Raw genomic sequence first — 18513 nt, 5'->3', positions numbered from 1 at the left:
ATCCTTGAGCGTGCCGATCCGGATCGCCGCATCGAAACGTTCGCCGATCAGATCGACATAGCGGTCGCTGGCCTCGACATCGAGCTCCAGCTTGGGGTGACGATGCGCCAGCTCGGCGAGGACCGGCGCGACATGGCGTACGCCGAAGGTCAGCGGCATCGACAGGCGCAGCCTCCCGGCAACGCCACCGGTCTGCTGCGCCACCGATTCACGCGCCTCCGCGAGATCCGCAAGGATGCGTTCGCCGCGCGCCTTGAACTCGATCCCGGCCTCCGTGGGGCTGATGCCGCGGGTCGTGCGGCTGAGCAGCCGGGTACCGAGATCGGCCTCGAGTCGAGCGATGCGACGGCTGACGATAGACTTCGACAGACCCAGCACCTTGCTCGCGCGCCCGAAGCCACCGGTCTCGACCACGGCRATGAAGCTGCGGATGTCATCGAGCTCCGACATGAGAGTGTTCCCCTGAGAGCAACAGTATGGTTCCCACTATGGGCGTTCTGGTGCGTGAAGTGAACCGCTATGTTGCACTGCATCGAGGCCATTCCCTCCGTTTCAGGATCGCAACCATGTCCAACCTTCTCGTTCTCAACAGCAGCGCCCTCGGCTCGGCTTCCGTTTCGAAGCAGCTCGTCCAGGATACCGTCACCCGACTCACCGCCCAGAACCCTGGCCTGAAGGTCGTCGAACGTGACATCGGCCTGGCCCCGGTTCCGCATCTGACCCTCGATTCCGCGACCGCCATTCGCGGCGGCGAGCCGGCCAATCCGGCTCAGGTAGAAGCCCGCACGCTGTCCGATGCGCTCGTAGAGGAACTGAAGGCGGCCGATATCATCGTGGTCGGCGCGCCGATGTACAATTTCGGCATCTCGTCGACGCTGAAGGCCTGGTTCGACTATGTGCTGCGCGCCGGCGTGACCTTCCGCTACACCGAGTCTGGCCCGGAAGGCCTGATGACCGGCAAGCGTGCGATCGTGGTCGAGAGCCGCGGCGGTCTCTACAGCAGCGGCCCCGCCCAGATCATGGACTCGCAGGAGCCGCATCTGCGCACCCTGTTCGGGTTCATGGGCATCACCGATGTCACGTTCATTCGCGTCGAGAAGCTCGCTTTCGGTCCCGAGGCACGCGAGCAGGCGATCAACGCCGCCCAGGCCGAACTGAAGCTGGTTGCCTGAGCCTGATATTTCGCCAGGACAGGGCCGGCGTCAGGAAACTGACGCCGGCCCTGTCTATGCAGGGTCAACTCCGCCACGCCGGGAGGACTGAGCAACTACTGCGCCGAGCCGAGGGAATAAGACGCGTTCTCGCTCGTTTCTCTCGACATGAGCAGCTTCCTCCCCCTCCTCCCGTCGTGATCGCGCCGGTGCAGCCGTCCCGACATGCCGGTGCGCCACTGGCGCCCCCCGGCGCGCCCGGCACATTCATCCGTTTCGCCGCCATAGCCCTCGCGTCGGCTGCGGCCTCGTCGATCTGGTTCGGGGCCCCACTGGCACCGGATGCCAGGATCGTGCTGATCGTCTTCTCCCTCGCCACCATCGGCTGGACGATGACGGCGATCGACGACACACTGATTGCCCTTGCGGCCGCAGCGGCCCTGGTCGCAACCCGCACGGTGCCGACCGAACAGCTCCATCTCGCACTTGGCAGCGAGTTGATCTGGCTGTTGATCGGTTCCTTCGTGATCGCGGCCGCACTGCGCGCTTCCGGCCTCGCCGAACGCCTGGCCCTGTCGGCGCTGCAGCCCTTCTCGCGCGTATCCTCGCTCTTCTTCGCCGTGACCTTCGTCATCATTGCCACCGCCTTCCTCGTCCCCTCGACCTCCGGACGGGCCGCATTGCTGTTGCCGGTCTATCTGGCGCTGGCCGAGGCGATCGATGACCGCCGTATCTACCGGGCATTGGCGCTGCTGTTTCCCTCCGTCATCCTGCTATCGGCGGGCGGATCGCTGATCGGAGCCGGCGCGCATCTGATCGCGGTCGAGATGATGACAAGGGCAGGCCGTCCGGGGCTGGACTATCTCGACTGGATCGTCCTCGGCCTGCCCTTCGCGGTGCTGTGCAGCCTCGCCGCCACGATCGCCATTCTCACGCTGTTCCTGTCTCGCGCTGAGCGCAGCCGCTCTCTGGAGCGACGCTCGCCCGAGCGAACGCCTTTGACCCGACCACAAATCCATGTGCTCGCGGTCGCTGTCACAGTGATGATCGGCTGGAGCACGCAGAGCTGGCACGGCATCGACATCGCGATCGTGACATTGCTCGGCGCTGTCGCGGTCACTCTGCAACCGCTCGCTCCAGTCTCGATGAAACAGGCCGTGAAAGCGACGGAATGGCAGCTCATCCTGTTCCTCGCGGCGACGACACTGATGGGTGGCGCGCTGATCGAAACCGGGGCGGCGGGCGCGATCGTCAAGGGCCTGCTCGGCCTTCTGCCCGGTGAAGCGCTGACAACGCCATGGCTGCTGGTCGGGGTGATCTGTGCCATCGCGCTGCTCTCGCACCTGGTCATCACCTCACGCTCGGCCCGCGCCGCGGTGCTGATTCCAATGCTCGCCTTGCCGTTCGCGGCGCAGGGTTACGATCTCCGCGCGCTGGCTTTCGTCATCGTGATGGGAACCGGCTTCTGCCAGACCTTGCCGGTCAGCGCCAAGCCGGTTGCACTCTTTGCCGGGCTCGACCGGCCGACCTATCAGCCGCGCGACCTCGTACTGCTATCGGCGGTATTGCTACCCCTGATCTTCGCCCTGCTCATGGGCTTCGCGACCTACATCTGGCCGCTGATGGGCCTGCCGCTGCTGCGTTGACCGGCCCTTCGCGGGCGGCCGCAGAAATTATTGAGCCGGCATGGAATAAGCGCGCACAGGCTTCGTTTGGCACAGGGAGGCACGAGCCTCCCTGTGTTCGAGGAGCCCAACATGACCCTCAAGATCCTGATCGCCCCCTCCGGTTTCAAGGAAAGCCTGGATGCGAGCGCTGTCGCAGCGGCCATCGCGCTAGGCGTGAAGACTGGCATGCCCGACGCTGAAACCCTGCTTGCCCCCCTCGTCGATGGAGGAGAAGGTTTCACCAAGGCGCTCGTCGCCGCGACCGGAGGCCGTCTCCATCGCCTCACCGTGACGGGGCCGGTCGGCGAGCCGGTCGAGGCCTTCTTCGGCTTCCTCGGGCGTTCCGGACCAAGGACGGCTGTCGTCGAGATGGCCGCCGCTGCCGGGCTCGCACTTGTTCCTCGTGATCGGCGCAATCCGATGCTGACCACCAGCTACGGTGTCGGCGAACTGATCCGTGCGGCGCTCGACGCCGGCGCCGAGCGCATTCTGGTCGGCTGCGGCGACAGCGGCATCAATGACGGCGGCGCCGGAATGGCAGATGCCCTCGGCATCAGGCTGCTCGACGCTTCGGGCCGGCGCATCGGCCGGGGCGGCGGCGCACTTGCCACTCTCGCCCAGATCGATCTGAGCGACCGGGATCCCCGCCTTGCGACCACGCGGATCGATGCTGCGGTCAACTGGCACAATGTCCTGCTCGGCCGCAACGGAGTCGCCCGGGTCTTTGCTCCCCAGAAGGGCGCAACGCCGGAGCAGGTGGTCGCGCTCGAGCAGGCGCTGCATGTCTATGCGGCTCGACTCCAGGCTGCGACGGGCGACGATACGAGCACAGCGCCCGGTTGTGGTGCCTCTGGCGGGCTGGGCGCCGGTCTCCAGGCGCTCCTAGGCGCGAGGCTGCATCCGCGGTACAACATCGTCATGCAATATCTGGCTTTTGATGACTTGCTGGGTCAGGCCGACCTGGTCATTACGGCCGAAGGCTGCCTCGACGAGCAGACACCATTCGGCAAGATTCCCGCCGAGGTTGCGCGCCGGGCCAAGAAGCGGGGCATCCCGGTCATCGCGCTCGCCGGAACCATCGGCCGCGGCCGTGTCCGCATCAATTTCGAGCATGGGATCGATGCCTTCGCGAGCATCTTGAAGCGTCCCTGCACGCTGGAAGAGGCCATCGCCGAAACCGAGAAGCTGCTGCGCCGTGCGGCCGAAGACGCGATCCGGATGATCGGCGTCGGCATCAGGCTGCAGCATGAAGGGCACGCCGCGTGAGCGACCTGCGTGGCCCCCAGGCCAGGGCGCTCGCGCTCGGCCTCGTGCTGGCTCTGTCGCCGCTGCCCGGCCCGGGCAACGCGCCATGGCAGGCGCCTGCGGCACTTGCCGATGACGATGGCGGGGACGGTGGCGGCGGTGGAGCCGGCGGCGGCGCAGGCGGTGGCAACGCAGGCGGCGGCGGAGGCGGTGACGGCGTCGACCCCGCGCTCTATCGCGGCACCGGGACCGGCCCCTTCAACCTGCTCAGGGTCTTCGGCATTGAAAGCCGTGCCCCGCCGCGTCCACGGCGGGCGGGGCCGCCCACGCCACAAGCGTCTCCGCGCGAGCTTGTCGCCAGCGGGCTCGTCGAAGCCGATTTCGACAAGCTTCGCCGCGACGGCTTTCGGATCATGGCACAGCGGCAACTCGCCTTGCTGCCCGGTCTGTCGGCCCGGCTGCGCGTTCCGCGTGGCCTCTCAACCGCGCGTGCGCTGCAGCGGGTGCGCTCGCTCGCGCCTTCAGCGCTGGTCGATCTCAACCATCTCTATCGCAGTCTGGCTGCCCCCTGTTCCGAGGCACGCTGCTTCTCCCTGACGACGCCGGAAGCACGGATCGAGGGCACCTGTCGCGCCCATGGCACGATCGGCATGGTCGACACCGCAGTCGATGCCGAGCACCCGTTCCTGTCGCACAGCGGCATTGTCACCGAGGTGGTGCGAGCCCCGGACTACCGGCCAGCTCGCGACACGCACGGCACCGATATCGCGATCCTGCTGACCCGGAACGGACCGGGCCCGGCCGGGGCGCGGGTGATCGCGGTCGACGCCTTCCATCGGCGCGCGGGTGGCGCCAGCACAGACAGCCTCGACCTCGTAACGGCACTCGACCGTCTGGCGGAACGTTCCGTACCCGTGGTCAATCTCAGCCTCGCGGGGCCGGCCAACGCATTGCTCGACTATGCCGGCCGGGCGATGCAGCAGCGCGGCACAGTCCTAGTCGCCGCCGCCGGCAATGACGGGCCGGGCACCGAACCGCGTTATCCCGCGGCCTATCCATGGGCGGTCGCGGTGACGGCCATCGACCGCGAGCGCCAGGTCTTCGCCCGCGCGAATCGCGGCGCACATATCGCCTTTGCGGCCCCTGGCGTGCGTATCCAGATGCCCGACAAGGCCTTGCGCCCGCGTCGGCTGCGCTCGGGAACCTCCTATGCCGCGCCACTGGTCGCCCTCGCCTTCTCTCAGCGGCGCTCCGCCGATCAGGGCGCGACACCGCAGATGCTCGTGGCGGCACTGTCCAGCGAGGCGACTGATCTCGGGGAGCCGGGCCGCGACCCTGTCTTTGGCTGGGGTCTGCTGGAATGCCGGCCGCAGCCCGCGCAGCCATAGGTCGATGCGCGATCGTGCCTGCTGATCCTGACGACAAGGATACGACTTTGGACATCGTCCAATCCCATATGACGGCCTCCACCGGAACGACGGCCGCGTCGGCAGGCACCGAGCCGCCCCTGTCGGCCTTCGCCAGCGAGCTTGTGGCCTTGCTGCCGAGACTGCGCCGGTTCACGCTCTCCCTGACCCGCTCGGCGAGCGAGGCCGACGATCTCGCCCAGGCAACTTGCGAGCGGGCCCTCAAGGCACAGGCGCTCTGGCAACCCGGTACCCGGCTCGATGCCTGGCTGTTCAGGATTGCACGCAACCTCTGGATCGACTCGCTCCGCAAGCGCCGTAGCGAAGGACAAAGCGAGGCTCTCGAAGACCATCTCGATCTCGCCGGGGAAGACGGCCGGCATGTCGGCGACGTCGCCTTGACCGTCGATTCCGTTCAACAGGCGCTGGGAGCCATGCCGTCCGACCATCGCGAACTGCTGATGATGGTCTGTGTCGACGGAAAGAGCTACCGCGAGGCCTCGCAGCAGCTCTCGATCCCGCTCGGCACGGTCATGAGCCGGCTCTCGCGAGCCCGCCAGGGGCTCGCGGCGAAACTTGGAATGGACAAGACATCATGACGAGCGCGGTTTCGGACGAAATGTTGCTGGCCCTGGCCGACGGCGAACTCGAGAAGGCCACGGCCAATGCGCTGCATGCGCGGGTCATGGCCGAGCCAGAACTCGCCGAGCGCTTTGCCCTGTTCGTGGAAAGCCGGGCGCTGCTGGAGGACGCCGGCAGCTCCGATCAGGCCGTGCCGCCGCACCTGCTCGCAGCGATTCGCGCCGCCGACGGAGCCAGGCCAGGTCGGCATGGCCTGGCAGTGATCGAGGGCGGCGCCACACTCGCAGCGCCCGCCCCGGCCGTCTCCCCGCGCTCCCTCCCGCGCCGCCCGGGCTGGCAACTGCCTCTGGCAGCCTGCTTTGCGCTGCTTGTCGGCGGTATCGCCGGTTACCGGATCGGCTCGGAAACGCCTGGCAACCCGGACCCCAGCGGCGTCGCCCTGTTTCAATCGGCCCGCGCGGCTCTCGACACGGCGCTCGGCAGCTCGGCAAGTGGCAGCAGCACATCATGGTCGCACGGTGCTGCCGGCGGCAGCATCGCGCTGGTCTCGTCACATCGACTGGGAGACGGCACGCTCTGCCGCGAATATACGCTCGCCAGCGCCGCGCAGGGCGCAGATCGCTGGAAGGGCATCGATTGCCGCGTCGAGGGTCGCTGGCGCACCGAGCTTGTCATTGCCACCCCCTCGTCGGGGGGTGGGTATCGCCCTGCCAGCGGAGACAGCGCAGCGGACGCTTTCCTGCAGGACCGCAATGCGGAAAGCCCCCTCGCCCCGGCTGCGGAAGCAGAACTCCTGAACGCACTGGCTCGACCGAAACGCTGATCCTGCCTGCGCTTTGCCCCCCGAAAGGCCATAATGCCTGCCCTTTGGTGGCAACTCGCTGTCGTCCCGACCACGGAGAATGGAATGGCACCTCTTGCTCGACGCACCGCCCCCATCTCTCCCTTCCATTCGACAACGGGACCGACAGACCGTGAACGATCCAATCGACAGTTATGTCGACCGAGCCATCGCCTGGGCGACGGCACGTCTCGGCAATCCCGACTACGCCTTCCGCTGCCTTGCTTTCGTCGAGGATGCCTACGAGGCCGGCAACGCCATCGAGATCTTCGGCGGCAGTACTGCAAGGGAATCCGCGGACGAATATGGCGTCACCGAGCCACAGCCGGCTGCGGTGCCGCGCGGCGCCTTCGTTTTCTACGACATGACGGGAGAGCTCTTCGGCCGGCGCGCCAACTGGGGCCATGTCGGCCTTCACCTTGGCGACGGTCGGGTGGTGCATGCCTGGGACGAGGTGCGCATCGACGGCTATCTCGCCGTCCAGTCGCTTGAGGTGGCTTCCGGCTGGACCCAACCCCGCTATATCGGCTGGGCCGCGCCGGAGCGCCTGCTGCGCGGTCATCGCGTCAAATAGAGCGACCCGCGCAAGGGCCGCTGCGAGCAGTCGCCCTTGCGCACCCGAACGGCCATTCGCATGCATGTGATCAGCGTTTGGACATGTTTGCCCTCGGAAAGTGTCTCCCTTTGAAATAGGCCTTTGAACCGAGGATGCCGGCCATGCCATGGAAGAAGCACGAGTCCCAAAGGGCGCTGTYCGGCTGGCCAGGGCGACTTGCCGACTATCCGCAGGCAAACCGCCCCGCTTCGATTGGAAAGCGAACAGCCGTTCACAATCGGGGCTTCGGCAGGTTGCAGCGCGTCAGTCGCTGTTGGATCGTCCGCTCCATGATGTAGCACGGCCTCGTTGACGTTCGGATGGCCAGGGAAGACCAAGGACCGATGGATACGACACCCCGCGAGCGGCTCGTCATCGTCGAAGATGACCCCGTCACCCGCGCGGTCATCGCGGGATATTTCATCGACCAGGGGTTTCACGTCCAGGAGGCGGAGACCATCGCCCAGGCCAGGCGGACGATCCAGCGCTTCAAGCCGGAACTGATCTTCATCGACGTCGTCTTGCCTGATGGAGACGGGTTCGAGCTGGCAAAGGAGCTTCAATCGGTTTCCGACGCCGGAATCATCTTCGTGACGCGTCGCGATGCCGACATCGATCGGATCGTCGGCCTCGAGCTTGCCGGTGACCATTATGTCAACAAGCCCGTCGACCTGCGTGACCTTCTCGCCAGAACCCGCTCCCTGCTGCGGCGCCGCAAGATCGAGCGGGACATGGCCCGGCGCAGCACCACGGCCACCTTTGGCCCCTTCATCATGGATTTTCTGCGGCGTGAGCTCGCGACGATCAATGGCGACCCCATTCGCCTGACGCGAGGCGAGTTCGACTTGCTTGCAGCTCTCGTCGAAAGCGATGGCCGCCCCTTGAGTCGCGACTATCTGATCGAGGTCGTCAGCAATCGCTATACCGATGTCGACGCGCGAAGTGTGGATGCCTTGGTCGCGCGTCTGCGGAGGAAGCTGGGACATGGTGGAAAGCCGGGCATGATCGCGACCGTCAGCGGGATCGGCTACAAGCTCGGCGTGCCAGTCGAACGCAACACCTGACGGGCCGCTCCGGCTGCCGACCTGTCCCCGAACCCGTCCAGGGTCTCCAGCGCCTCGCTACGGTCGCGGTCGAGCGCTTCGATGGCGAGGATAAGCTCCTCGCGATCGGCGACCATTGCGTCGCGCTCCAGCGCACTGGCTTGTGCGAAGACACGCCCGAGGCCGACGGCCCCGGCGGAACTCGCGAGCTGGTGAGCCAATCGGCTAAGTTCGGCCCGGTCGACAGCCCGGAGCGCCGCCCGCATCCCCTTCAGGATTTTCTCGGATACGGTCGCGAAGAGCGCCACGAGTTGCCGCGTGCGCTCGCTTCCGATCAGTCGACTCTGGGTCTGGAAGAAGCTTGCGTCGACCGGCTGGTCCACTGAGAGGGACACGACCGGACCTTGGCCGCTGCGACTGCTCCCGCGCCCTATGACCTGTAGCAGCGCTACAGAAGTAATGGGCTTAGACAGGATCGCCGTCAGCCCCGCTGCTCGCATCCGCCGCATCGTCTCCGGGGAGACATCGGCCGTCAGCGCGACGATCCGGGGTTGCGTGATGTTCGGCAGCTCGCGGACCGCAAGCGCGGTTTCGATTCCGTCGATTCCGCTCATGTGCATATCGAGCAGGACAATGTCGAAGGCGCGATTGCGCAGCGTTGCCAGGGCAGCTTCGCCCGAGGCCACGGCCTGCACTTTGTGGCCGGCCTTCCCGACCATGACCCGGGCGACCTCTCGCGTCACAGGATCATCGTCGACCACGAGCACGCGTTGCAGCTGCGCCGTCGCCATAGGCCCGGACCGCGCGGCGGCCTTGGCCGCAACCATCGGCAAACGGACAATGAAGGTGCTGCCTTGCCCGCGACCGCTGACGACGGAAATCGTGCCGCCCATCAGTTCGCTCAGCTTGCTGCAAATCGCCAACCCGAGCCCGACCCCGCCATTGCGCCGGCCCGTGTCCGGGTCGACCTGCACAAAGTCGTGGAAGATGTGGCGTTGCATCGCCGGCTCGATGCCTATGCCGGTATCGCGGACCGTGAGCGTCAATTCTGAATTTTCCGCAGATGGACAAGGCTGGAGCTCAGCGCCGAATTCGATTCCGCCACGCTCCGTGAAACTGATCGCATTGCGCAAGAGATTGATCAGAATCCGGTGGATCTTGCCGGGATCGCCGTGCAACTGCAGGCCGCCGGCTGGGGGCAGACGCAGTGTCAGGACAAGTCCCTTCTGCTCGGCGAGGGGGCGCATCAGCGCCGCGGCGGCGTTCAGGAGCGCGCCCAACTCGAAATTGCGCAGATCCAGGCTTTCGGTTCCTGCCTCCAGCCGGGACAGGTCAAGCGTCGCATTGGCCAGATCGACCAGAGCCTCGCCCGAGGTCGCCGCCATGGCGACGAGGCGGCGATCGCGTTGGCTTAGGCGACCACGGTCGAGAAGCTCCAGAACCCCGAGTACGCCCGAGAGCGGCGTGCGGATATCGTGGCCGACAACCGCCAGAAACCGGGACTTTGCCCGCGTCGCCTCTTCTGCCGCCCGTTGTCCGGCCGAAGCAAGCTCGAGAGCGGCCTCCAGGGCCGCTGTACGCTCCGTGACCTTGTCCTCCAGAACCGCGCGGCTTTCCTCGAGGCGCTGAGCCATCAGGTTGAACTGCTCGCCGAGCTGCTGCAATTCATCGCCGGTGTCGATGCTGATCCGCTCGTCCAATTCGCCTCGGCCAATCCGCGCGGCGCCGTCGCCGAGGGCCTTGATCGGGGCGACAAGTTTCCGGCTCAAGATGATGCCGGCCAGCACGGCAGCGGACAGTGCGAGGACCAGAAGCACCAGCGAGCGCAGGAGCGACGCCTTGATCGATGCGAAAGCTTCACTCTCTGGCAGGTCGATCACCACCTTCCAGTCGAGGTCCGGGACCGAAGCCATCACGGACAGCACTTTCCGGCCTTCGATATCCGTCATCGAAAGTCCTGCACCGGTCACTCCGGCCGCCTCATGCGCACTCACCAGGCTGGCAAGATTGGTGTTCCTTAGTACGAAGCGCAGATCGGGATGCGCGATCAACCGCCCGGAACCCGTGACGATATACGCGCGACCGGTCTCACCGACCTTCAGCCGGGACACCAGATCACGGATGAAGACGAGGTTGACGGTCGCCTGTGCAACCCAGTGCGGAGATGCCGCTCGCTTGAGCAGCATCATATAGGGTTCCGAGCCGCGCCGGAATTGGACATCGCTGTAATAGCTGCCCTGCGCCAGGGCGGCCTGGAAACCCTGATCAGTCGACCAGTTGACGTCGCCACCGGTTTGGTCGCGGCTGACGCGCGAAAGCGAGAGTTGCTCGCGTCCCGCCGGATCGATCTGACGTAATTCGAGAATGGCCGGAACCTGCCGCAGGAGCCGGAGGCCGTCGAGGCGGCGTTCCTCGGGTGGAGTGTTGCTCGCGCCGCTTTGGGAGATCCAGTCCAGGTGTTGCATGATCTCCGCCACGAAGGCGCCGATCCGCTGCGCTGCGGCCTGGGCCTGCTCCTGCTGAACGCGCACCACCAGCGCCCTCTGATCCGAGAAGGCGAAGAACGTTGCAATTGCCGTATTGAGCCCAAGCGCGAGGCAGATCGCGACGCCGACGAAAACCGCATATTTGCGGGTGAGAGCACCTCGCGGCCGAGAAGTCTCGCCCTGCGTCACGAAACGATCCGTGTCGCGCGAATCCGAAGCGAAAGCGGCACGCTCAATCCCAGAGATGCGGCGGCCATTTCGTTGATGACCAGTTCAAAGCTGCGCGAGAACTGCACCGGCAACTCGGCGACATTCGCACCACGCAAGATAAGGTCGCTATAGGATGCGATGAGGTCGCTCGCCTCGTCCCGCCCCCCCGTATACGACATCAGCCCGCCCTGGCGCGTGAAGGTGTCGAACGGATAGATGGCAGGAAGGYGATGCCGGGCGCTGGCCTTGGCACATTGCGCCGCGTGGCGGAACGTGAAGCTGTCGGGCAGGAACACCAGCCCGCCACCGCTGCCCTGTCCTGCGAAGTCCGCGATCGCACCCTCGATGCCGTTCGGGTCCATCACTGCCACCGGGCCAAGTGACAACCGCGCATGGGCAGCAGCCGCCCTCAGGCGCGCGAGATAGGTTTCACCTGCTGCAGGGGTCGTGCGCGGATTGAATACCACGCCGACCCTGCGTGTCTCGGGCGCAATCTCTGTCAACAATTCCAGCCATTTATCCGCCATGACCGGGTCGTTGTTGCTGAACCCCGTGGCATTGCCGTCCGGCCGCTCCAGAGAACGCACGAAGCCGCTCCCGACCGGATCGGAGGCCGTGCCGAACAGCACCGGCATCGTCCGGGTCAACGCGAGGACAGCAGCGGTTTMGGCACTCGAGCTGACGATGATGATATCGGGACTGTCCCGGACCAGCTCCGCCGCCGCTCGCGCAAGGTCGGCCTCGCTCGAGCCCGAGAATCGCGTGCCCAAGCGCAGGTTCTGGCCCTCGATCCAGCCTCGCTCGGCAAGGCGTTGTCGGATTTCCTGCAATCTCGCCTGGACGATCGGGGTGTCCAGCGGGAGGCTGATCATGACCGCGATATGCTTGAGGCGTTCGGTCGCGCGCACCGGCTGCGCAAACGCAGTGACTCCGCACGACGCCAAACCGGCCAGAAAGGAACGACGACGCATGCGGGCAAGTCGGGGCAATGTGGAGGGCAAGGGCAGCTTCGCACGCAGCGCCGAAAGCGTCGAGAGCGAGTTCCACCACTTTCAACGAGGAGTGCACGCGTCAGGAGTGCGCACGTCTTGGCGCCAGAGCCGGAAGGCGAAGCGCTCTCGCGTGGAAGCGCGAAAGAGCGTGACAGCCATTGTGTCCGACCGCCCGCGCATCGAAGACCACTGCATGGTCGCCCAGCCGCGCCCCGCGAAGCGCGTGGGGTCCGATACGTCATTGCGCACATCGGCGCCGGCCCAAGAACCAAGCCTCTGACGCCCGACCTTCGGCATCCCTCGCCGCTTCGATAGAATTGGCGCCCGCGATATCCAAGATCAGTCGAGCGAGAAACACAGACACTCGGCTTCGCGCAATAGAGGTAATCTTAACGGAACTCGCCGAATGATCCGGCAATGGTCGACCATGGCCGCAATTTTCGCCGACTAAACTTCGTTCTGGATGCGCATCATGATGTTTCCGAGCTCCATTCGACGGTACCTGCTGGCGACGATGGCGGCAGTCTGCCTGCCAGGACTCGGTACGCTCGGCTACCTCGCCTACGATGCGGTCCGCGACGTGCGCATAAACCACCGGCTTTCCGGATTGGTCGAGGCTGACCGAGCCCTGTTGCTCACCGGCAATGCGATCCGTTCCGATCGTGGCAAGGCCCAGACAAGTCTGCAGGCAAACGACGATGCTGACACGACGATCCGCGCGATCGTGGAGACATCGCGAAACCAGATCGCAACGGCCGTAGCAAAACTCGGGGCCGCTGACCTGCCCGAGCATCGGGTTCTTGCCGAGGCCATTCTGCAGGCTGAAAAGGCCATGCAGTGGCGGATCCCCGATCTCAACGGGGAGGCGGCCAAGCCCCGGGCTCAGCGTAGCCTGGCCGCGACCATGCCTTGGTATAATGCAGTCGGAAACATCGAGGCCGCACTGACGAACGCCTCCGATGCGGCGTCGCTCGCGGTTCGGCTGGCCGATCCGGCACTCGCCGAACTCCAGGGTTTCAAGGCCACCGCCTGGCGGCTGCGCTCAAGTTACGGCACGCAGTGCTCCTTGCTGCGTGCTCCGCTTGGCTCCGGCCAGGTGCTGACACCGGTGCAGTGGAAGCAGCTTGGCGAATTGCGTGGCGCAAGCAATGCAGCCCAGGCCCAACTGAGGCAGCTTGCGACGCGTGTCGGTGTTTCGCCCGACCTCGCTCGCAAAGTTGAGGTCGCGACCAGCGAAGTCGCCACCGCAAACCAGACGATGGACCAGCTCCTCGGCAAGCTCGGCCAGGGTAGCGGCGCCGTCATTGGCGCCCAGGACTGGACAACCATGTGCAATGGTCCGTTCGCCGCCATTGTTGACGCGGTAACCCAATCGCTCGACGACATGCAGGCGACCACGGCGGCACAGACCAATCATGCCCTGACCCGGCTCGCCCTGATTGGTGGTCTGCTGGTCGCGCTGCTGGGCCTCTGCGCAGCGAGCTGGCGCGGCATCCAGAAGCGCATTGCGAACCCGTTGACGGGCATGAATGAAGCCCTTGTCCGGATGCAGGATGGTGAGGTTGATAGGGCCGTTCCCGCCGCCCCCTGCCCCGACGAGGTCGGTGCTCTGAGCAATGCGCTCGAGGCCTACCGCGAGAATCTCGTCAAGGTCCGTGCTCTCGAAGAGCAGGAACGCGAAGCAGCGACAATGCGCCTGGCGCGGGCGCAATCGATGGAGGCTGTGGTTTCGGATGTCGGCGAAGTGGTGTCGGCCGCTGCGGCGGGCGACTTCTCGGCCCGGCTGGAGATCCATGACGCCGACCCGCAGATGCAGAAGCTCGTGGCCGGAATCAACGAGATCAATGCGGTGGTCGACAGCGCGACCAGCGAATTCGCCAAGGCACTGTCTGCTGTGGCCGCGGGCGATCTGACTGTGCACGTCGACGCCGATTACCGTGGCAAGTTCGCGGAACTGAAGGGCGCGATCAACGAGACAGTCGACCGCCTCTCGACGACCGTGCGCACAATCCAGACAACCTCGGCCGAGGTTGAGCTGGCCGCACGCGAGATCAACCTAGGGGCCGATGATCTCTCCAAACGGACCGAGGAACAGGCGAGTTCGCTGGAGGAAACCGCCGCGACGACGGAGGAGTTGGCGGCCTCGGTGAAGGCTTCGGCTCAGGCCTCGCGCCAGGCAGCGTCGATCGCCAATGAGGCGATGGAGACGGCACAGTCTGGCGGCGCGATCGCGACCCGGGCGGTCGACGCCATGGCCCGCATCGAGAGTGCGTCGCAAAAGATCTCCGACATCATCAGGGTCATCGACGACATCGCCTTTCAGACCAACCTCCTCGCCTTGAACGCAGCGGTGGAAGCAGCCCGCGCCGGCGATGCCGGCAAGGGCTTCGCCGTCGTCGCCAGCGAGGTCCGCACGCTCGCGCAGCGCTCCGGCGAGGCGGCAAAGGACATCTCGGCCTTGATATCCTCTTCGAACACAGAGGTCGGAGATGGCGTCAAGCTGGTGCGCCAGGCGGGCGATGCGCTGACCCGGATCCTGGGAGCGTCGCAGAAAGTAGCAGCCACGATCGCCGACATCTCCTCGGCGGCAGGAAAGCAGGCCAACGGCATCGACGAAATGAGCCAGGCTGTGGCGCATCTCGATGAAATGACCCAGCAGAATGCGGCGCTAGCCGAACAGAGTGCTGCCTCGGCAGCTTCGCTGACCGGGCGCATCGCGCAGCTCAATGATCTCGTCGCGGCATTCAAGACCGGGCCTGAGACGGCAGCTCTGGCCGATCTGCAGCCTCAGGCGCCGGCAATCAAACTCTTCACCGCGCCGCCGCCGAAGCGTGCGGGCGACAAGGTCGCGATGGCCGCGAATTCCGGGTCGGAATCGGCTCGCCTGCGCAAGCTGGCCCAGGCCGCCTTCGTTCAGGCCAAAGCTCCCCCTTCAGAGCCCGCCAGACCGGCGCCCGCCCGCAAGGTCGCCAACAGCCGGGCCGGGGATACGGGTTGGGAAGAGTTCTGAGCGCGCCAAGCCGGGGCGGCGGGGAGAGCATCACCTCAGCGTCGCAACGCGTGGAGTGCGGCCTCACTCAGAGTTGAGACGCACGCGATCAGAAAGGGATCACTCCGGCCCGAGAGCCGGGGTGAATCCAACTGTGAAACAGTATTCAGTGAGCTGACGAGGTCGATGTGCAAATTATCGAGGCTCGCACAGGCAATGATCAGGCGCTCTCGCCAACGGCCTGAAGATAGAGCTCGAGGATGGCTTCCTCTTCCTGGCGCTCGTTCAGGTCGCGCTTGCGTAGCGCGACGACCTTGCGCAGCACCTTGACGTCATAGCCATTGCCCTTGGCCTCGGCATAGACCTCCTTGATGTCGTCGGCGATCGTCTTCTTCTCTTCCTCGAGGCGCTCGATGCGCTGCACGATGCTCTTGAGCTGATCGCCCTGAACCGGATCGTCCATTCCAAAACCCTTCTCTATAGATTTGGCCGCAGGGGTTCGCCCGGATCGGGGGCCGGCGTCAAGCGCGAACCGCCCTTTGGCACAAAGTGCTCAACAGTCCTGCTGTCGCATCAGGCGATCGCGACAGCATTCAGCGCCGCAACGCAGGGCCGCACGATGCGGGCAAGGCGCAGCCCCCATTCCCGCGCGGCCTCCGGCGTCGCGATCAGGTCTTGCCGGACCTCGATCAGCGCATCAGGCAGGCCACGACGGGTGGCATGTCGGTCGATCGTGTCGCCCGGCAGGCCGCCACGATAGGGCTCATTGTCCCCGACGACGAGATCACTCTCGGCCTGGAAGGCGGCGATCAGCGGCTGGGCCAGCACCCCTGCCCGATCCCACAGCACCCCGACATGCCAGGGACGCGCCACCGCTTTCCAATAGGGTGTGAAGGAGTGCACCGAAACGATCGCCGGCGGATGACCGGCGGCGACTGCCATCTCGACGGCGTGGTCGATCGCCGCGTCATAGGGGGCGTAATAGCGGGCGATCCGCGCTGCGATGCCGGCCTCGTCGATGCGGGCATTGCCGGGCACGATCGCACCATCAGACAGGCGCATGACCAGGGTGGGATCGTCGAGCCCGCGATTGGGATCGATCAGCAGCCGCGAGAAACTGGTCAGAATGGCCGGCGCGCCGGTCGCACGCGCCATGGCGCGCACCGCCTCGGCCGCACCGATATCATAGGCGATGTGGCGCTCGAGTTGTTCGGGCGGCAACCCGAGCGACGCAAGCTCGGGCGGGATCGCGTTGGAGGCGTGATCGCACAACAACAGCATACCCGTCGCGGGATCACCGGGAATGATCTCGACCTCGCCCGGGGCGAGCATTATGGCGGAATCCGCCATCGGAAAATCGGACCGCATCGGCGCTCCAAAAAGTATGATTAGATCGGCAAATGCCTGATGACGTCCGCCGGCCAGCGACATAGAAGAGCATACAACGAAAGTCGACCAAATCGACGTGACAGCGGGTGGAAGGCGGGGTGGACTTGCAGCAGGTGAGGAACGATTCGGCTGAGGCCCTGCGCATTGCGAGGATGATTTTCGATGCCGCCGTCGACCGCGCCCGCCCGTCCGGCTGCCTTCCCGCTCACCTGCCCGAACCACCAAGGAACGGCCGCCTGATCCTGCTCGCCGCCGGCAAGGCCGCCGGCAGCATGACCGCACTCGCGGAAGCGCATTATCTCGACTCCGGCCTGTCGCCCGAGCGCCTTGTCGGCCATGCCGTCGCCCGCCATGGCTACGAGACCGCGACGCGCCATGTTCCGATGGTCGCCGCCGGCCACCCGGTGCCGGACGAAGGCAGCATTCGCAGCGCCGAACGCGCGCTCGAACTCGCCCGCTCGGCAAGCGCGGATGATCTGGTGCTGGTGCTCCTCTCCGGCGGCGGCTCGGCCAACTGGGTCGCACCCGCAGGTGACCTGACGCTGGCGGAGAAGCAGGCAGTCAACAAGGCACTGCTGCGTTCCGGCGCGCCGATCGGCGAGATGAACATCGTCCGCAAGCGGCTCTCGCGCATCAAGGGCGGCCGTCTCGCACTGGCCGCCGCCCCGGCCCGGCTCGTGACGCTCGCAATCTCGGACGTCCCCGGCGACGAGCCGACCGTGATCGCCTCGGGCCCGACCGTCCCCGATCCGAGCAGCATGGCCGATGCGCGCACCATCGTCGCGCGCTATGGGCTCGACCTGCCGCCAGCGGCGCGCGCGCTGCTTGCCGACGACGCCAGCGAAACCCCGAAGCCTGGCGACCCCGCCTTCGCCAGGAGCGTAGTCCAGATCATCGCCCGGCCTCAGGACGCGATTGCGGCGGCGGTCGCAAATGCACGGGACGCGGGATACGAGCCCATAGATCTCGGCGCCGATCTCGAAGGCGAGGCGCGCGAGGTTGCGGCCGACCATGCCGCGCTTGCCCTGCGCCTCAAGGCAGAGGCGCGGCGCGCCGCGATCATCTCCGGTGGCGAACTGACCGTGACCCTGCGCGGCAAGGGCCGCGGCGGCCCGAACCAGGAATATGCGTTGGCTCTGGCCATTGCGCTTGGCGGGGAGCCGGGCATCGTCGCGTTGTCCGGCGACACCGACGGCACCGATGGCGGCGGCGGCGAGGCGACCGACCCCGCTGGCGCGGTGATCGATGCGACAACATTGGCGCGAGCTGCGGAGCGCGGCCTCGTTCCTGCCCAATCGCTGGCCGACAACGATTCCACCGGCTTCTTCGAGGCCATTGGCGACCTGCTGCGGACGGGACCGACCTTGACCAATGTGAATGATTGCCGCGTCATCCTGATCGACCCTTAGACGATCATGACGAGCCGATTCGACCGATCTCTCTTGCGCCTCGGCCTGCTGCTGGCCTGCCTTCTCGGAAGCGCGGCTCCCGCGCTCGCCGATCTGCGGATGTGCAACACCACGGGCAGTCGCGTCGGTGTCGCCATCGGCTATCGCGATGCGCAGGGCTGGGTCACCGAAGGCTGGTGGAACATCGCGCCGCGCGGCTGCGAGACCCTGCTGCGCGGCACGCTCGCGGCAAGGTTCTACTACGTGCACGCCATCGACTACGACAAGGGTGGCGAATGGACCGGCAAATCCATCATGTGCACGCGCAACAAGGAATTTACGATCCGAGGCATCGAGGACTGCCTCGCCCGCGGATATGACCGGTCCGGCTTCTTCGAGGTCGATACCGGCGAGCAGAAGAGCTGGACCATCCAGCTGACCGATTCCACCCCCGGCGCAACGCCGCCGCGACCATGAGGACATAAGAATGAGGCGCGAACGCCGGATCAAGATCATCGCTACGCTGGGT

Annotated in this window: 16 protein-coding genes; 11 read left to right on the top strand and 5 right to left on the bottom strand. The window is 65.9% G+C overall.

From position 1 onward, the window contains the following. Nucleotides 1–450, bottom strand: a 450-nt coding sequence (locus AC1D34_RS18240; RefSeq protein WP_476824933.1) for a LysR family transcriptional regulator, incomplete at its 3' end; no start/stop codon positions are given. A 116-nt stretch (nt 451–566) separates the two neighbouring features. On the opposite strand from AC1D34_RS18240, the gene AC1D34_RS18235 reads away from it, so the two are divergent. The 8 genes from AC1D34_RS18235 to AC1D34_RS18200 all read left to right on the top strand — a co-directional run bounded on the left by AC1D34_RS18235 (nt 567) and on the right by AC1D34_RS18200 (nt 8551). Continuing rightward, nucleotides 567–1172: an FMN-dependent NADH-azoreductase gene (locus AC1D34_RS18235; RefSeq protein WP_441504361.1), complete on the top strand. Its 606-nt coding sequence runs from the start codon at nt 567–569 to the stop codon at nt 1170–1172. A gap of 188 nt (nt 1173–1360) precedes the next feature. After that, nucleotides 1361–2797 carry an SLC13 family permease gene (locus AC1D34_RS18230; protein ID WP_476824932.1) on the top strand — a complete coding sequence of 479 codons (1437 nt, stop codon included), beginning with the start codon at nt 1361–1363 and terminating at the stop codon, nt 2795–2797. Between the two features lie 111 nt (nt 2798–2908). Continuing rightward, the gene (locus AC1D34_RS18225; RefSeq protein WP_476824931.1) at nt 2909–4084 is read left to right on the top strand and encodes a glycerate kinase family protein; all 1176 of its coding nucleotides are present in this window, start codon (nt 2909–2911) and stop codon (nt 4082–4084) included. Beyond that, on the top strand, nt 4081–5451 hold the full coding sequence (locus AC1D34_RS18220) for a S8 family serine peptidase (protein ID WP_476824930.1): 1371 nt from the start codon (nt 4081–4083) through the stop codon (nt 5449–5451). Before AC1D34_RS18225 ends, AC1D34_RS18220 begins: the two co-directional genes overlap by 4 nt. A gap of 14 nt (nt 5452–5465) precedes the next feature. Next, nucleotides 5466–6068 (top strand): RNA polymerase sigma factor, encoded by a 603-nt coding sequence (locus AC1D34_RS18215; protein WP_476824929.1) that lies wholly within the window; start codon nt 5466–5468, stop codon nt 6066–6068. Further along, complete coding sequence (locus AC1D34_RS18210) at nt 6065–6874, top strand: anti-sigma factor family protein (protein ID WP_476824928.1); 810 nt, start codon at nt 6065–6067, stop codon at nt 6872–6874. Before AC1D34_RS18215 ends, AC1D34_RS18210 begins: the two co-directional genes overlap by 4 nt. A gap of 151 nt (nt 6875–7025) precedes the next feature. Then, nucleotides 7026–7466, top strand: a complete 441-nt coding sequence (locus AC1D34_RS18205) for an NlpC/P60 family protein (RefSeq protein ID WP_476824927.1) — start codon at nt 7026–7028, stop codon at nt 7464–7466. A gap of 365 nt (nt 7467–7831) precedes the next feature. After that, nucleotides 7832–8551, top strand: coding sequence for a response regulator (locus AC1D34_RS18200; RefSeq protein WP_441504354.1), 720 nt, complete (start codon nt 7832–7834; stop codon nt 8549–8551). On the opposite strand, the gene AC1D34_RS18195 is transcribed toward AC1D34_RS18200, so the two are convergent. Continuing rightward, complete coding sequence (locus AC1D34_RS18195) at nt 8515–11205, bottom strand: ATP-binding protein (protein ID WP_476824926.1); 2691 nt, start codon at nt 11203–11205, stop codon at nt 8515–8517. The two genes, AC1D34_RS18200 and AC1D34_RS18195, sit on opposite strands and share 37 nt — an antisense overlap. Then, nucleotides 11202–12098, bottom strand: coding sequence for an ABC transporter substrate-binding protein (locus tag AC1D34_RS18190; protein WP_476824925.1), 897 nt, complete (start codon nt 12096–12098; stop codon nt 11202–11204). The genes AC1D34_RS18195 and AC1D34_RS18190 overlap by 4 nt, the downstream gene beginning before the upstream one ends. 592 nt (nt 12099–12690) lie before the next feature. On the opposite strand from AC1D34_RS18190, the gene AC1D34_RS18185 reads away from it, so the two are divergent. Next, the gene (locus tag AC1D34_RS18185) at nt 12691–15228 is read left to right on the top strand and encodes a methyl-accepting chemotaxis protein (RefSeq protein ID WP_476824924.1); all 2538 of its coding nucleotides are present in this window, start codon (nt 12691–12693) and stop codon (nt 15226–15228) included. A gap of 199 nt (nt 15229–15427) precedes the next feature. Here the strand turns inward: AC1D34_RS18185 and AC1D34_RS18180 are convergent, their stop codons facing one another. Together AC1D34_RS18180 and AC1D34_RS18175 are read right to left on the bottom strand one after the other, a co-directional pair. Beyond that, the gene (locus AC1D34_RS18180; RefSeq protein WP_043233170.1) at nt 15428–15670 is read right to left on the bottom strand and encodes a DUF2312 domain-containing protein; all 243 of its coding nucleotides are present in this window, start codon (nt 15668–15670) and stop codon (nt 15428–15430) included. 110 nt (nt 15671–15780) lie between these two features. Next, on the bottom strand, nt 15781–16575 hold the full coding sequence (locus AC1D34_RS18175; protein ID WP_441487927.1) for an N-formylglutamate amidohydrolase: 795 nt from the start codon (nt 16573–16575) through the stop codon (nt 15781–15783). A gap of 173 nt (nt 16576–16748) precedes the next feature. Here AC1D34_RS18175 and AC1D34_RS18170 point away from each other — a divergent pair, with 173 nt between their 5' ends. Together AC1D34_RS18170 and AC1D34_RS18165 are read left to right on the top strand one after the other, a co-directional pair. Beyond that, on the top strand, nt 16749–18005 hold the full coding sequence (locus AC1D34_RS18170) for a glycerate kinase type-2 family protein (protein WP_476824934.1): 1257 nt from the start codon (nt 16749–16751) through the stop codon (nt 18003–18005). Between the two features lie 6 nt (nt 18006–18011). After that, nucleotides 18012–18461: a DUF1036 domain-containing protein gene (locus AC1D34_RS18165; RefSeq protein WP_441487925.1), complete on the top strand. Its 450-nt coding sequence runs from the start codon at nt 18012–18014 to the stop codon at nt 18459–18461. Nucleotides 18462–18513 lie beyond the last annotated feature (52 nt).

The organism is Allobosea sp. P1_A7, assembly GCF_056406775.1.
The sequence above is the reverse complement of the archived record's forward strand: the minus strand, read 5'-3'. Positions and strand labels throughout refer to the sequence as shown.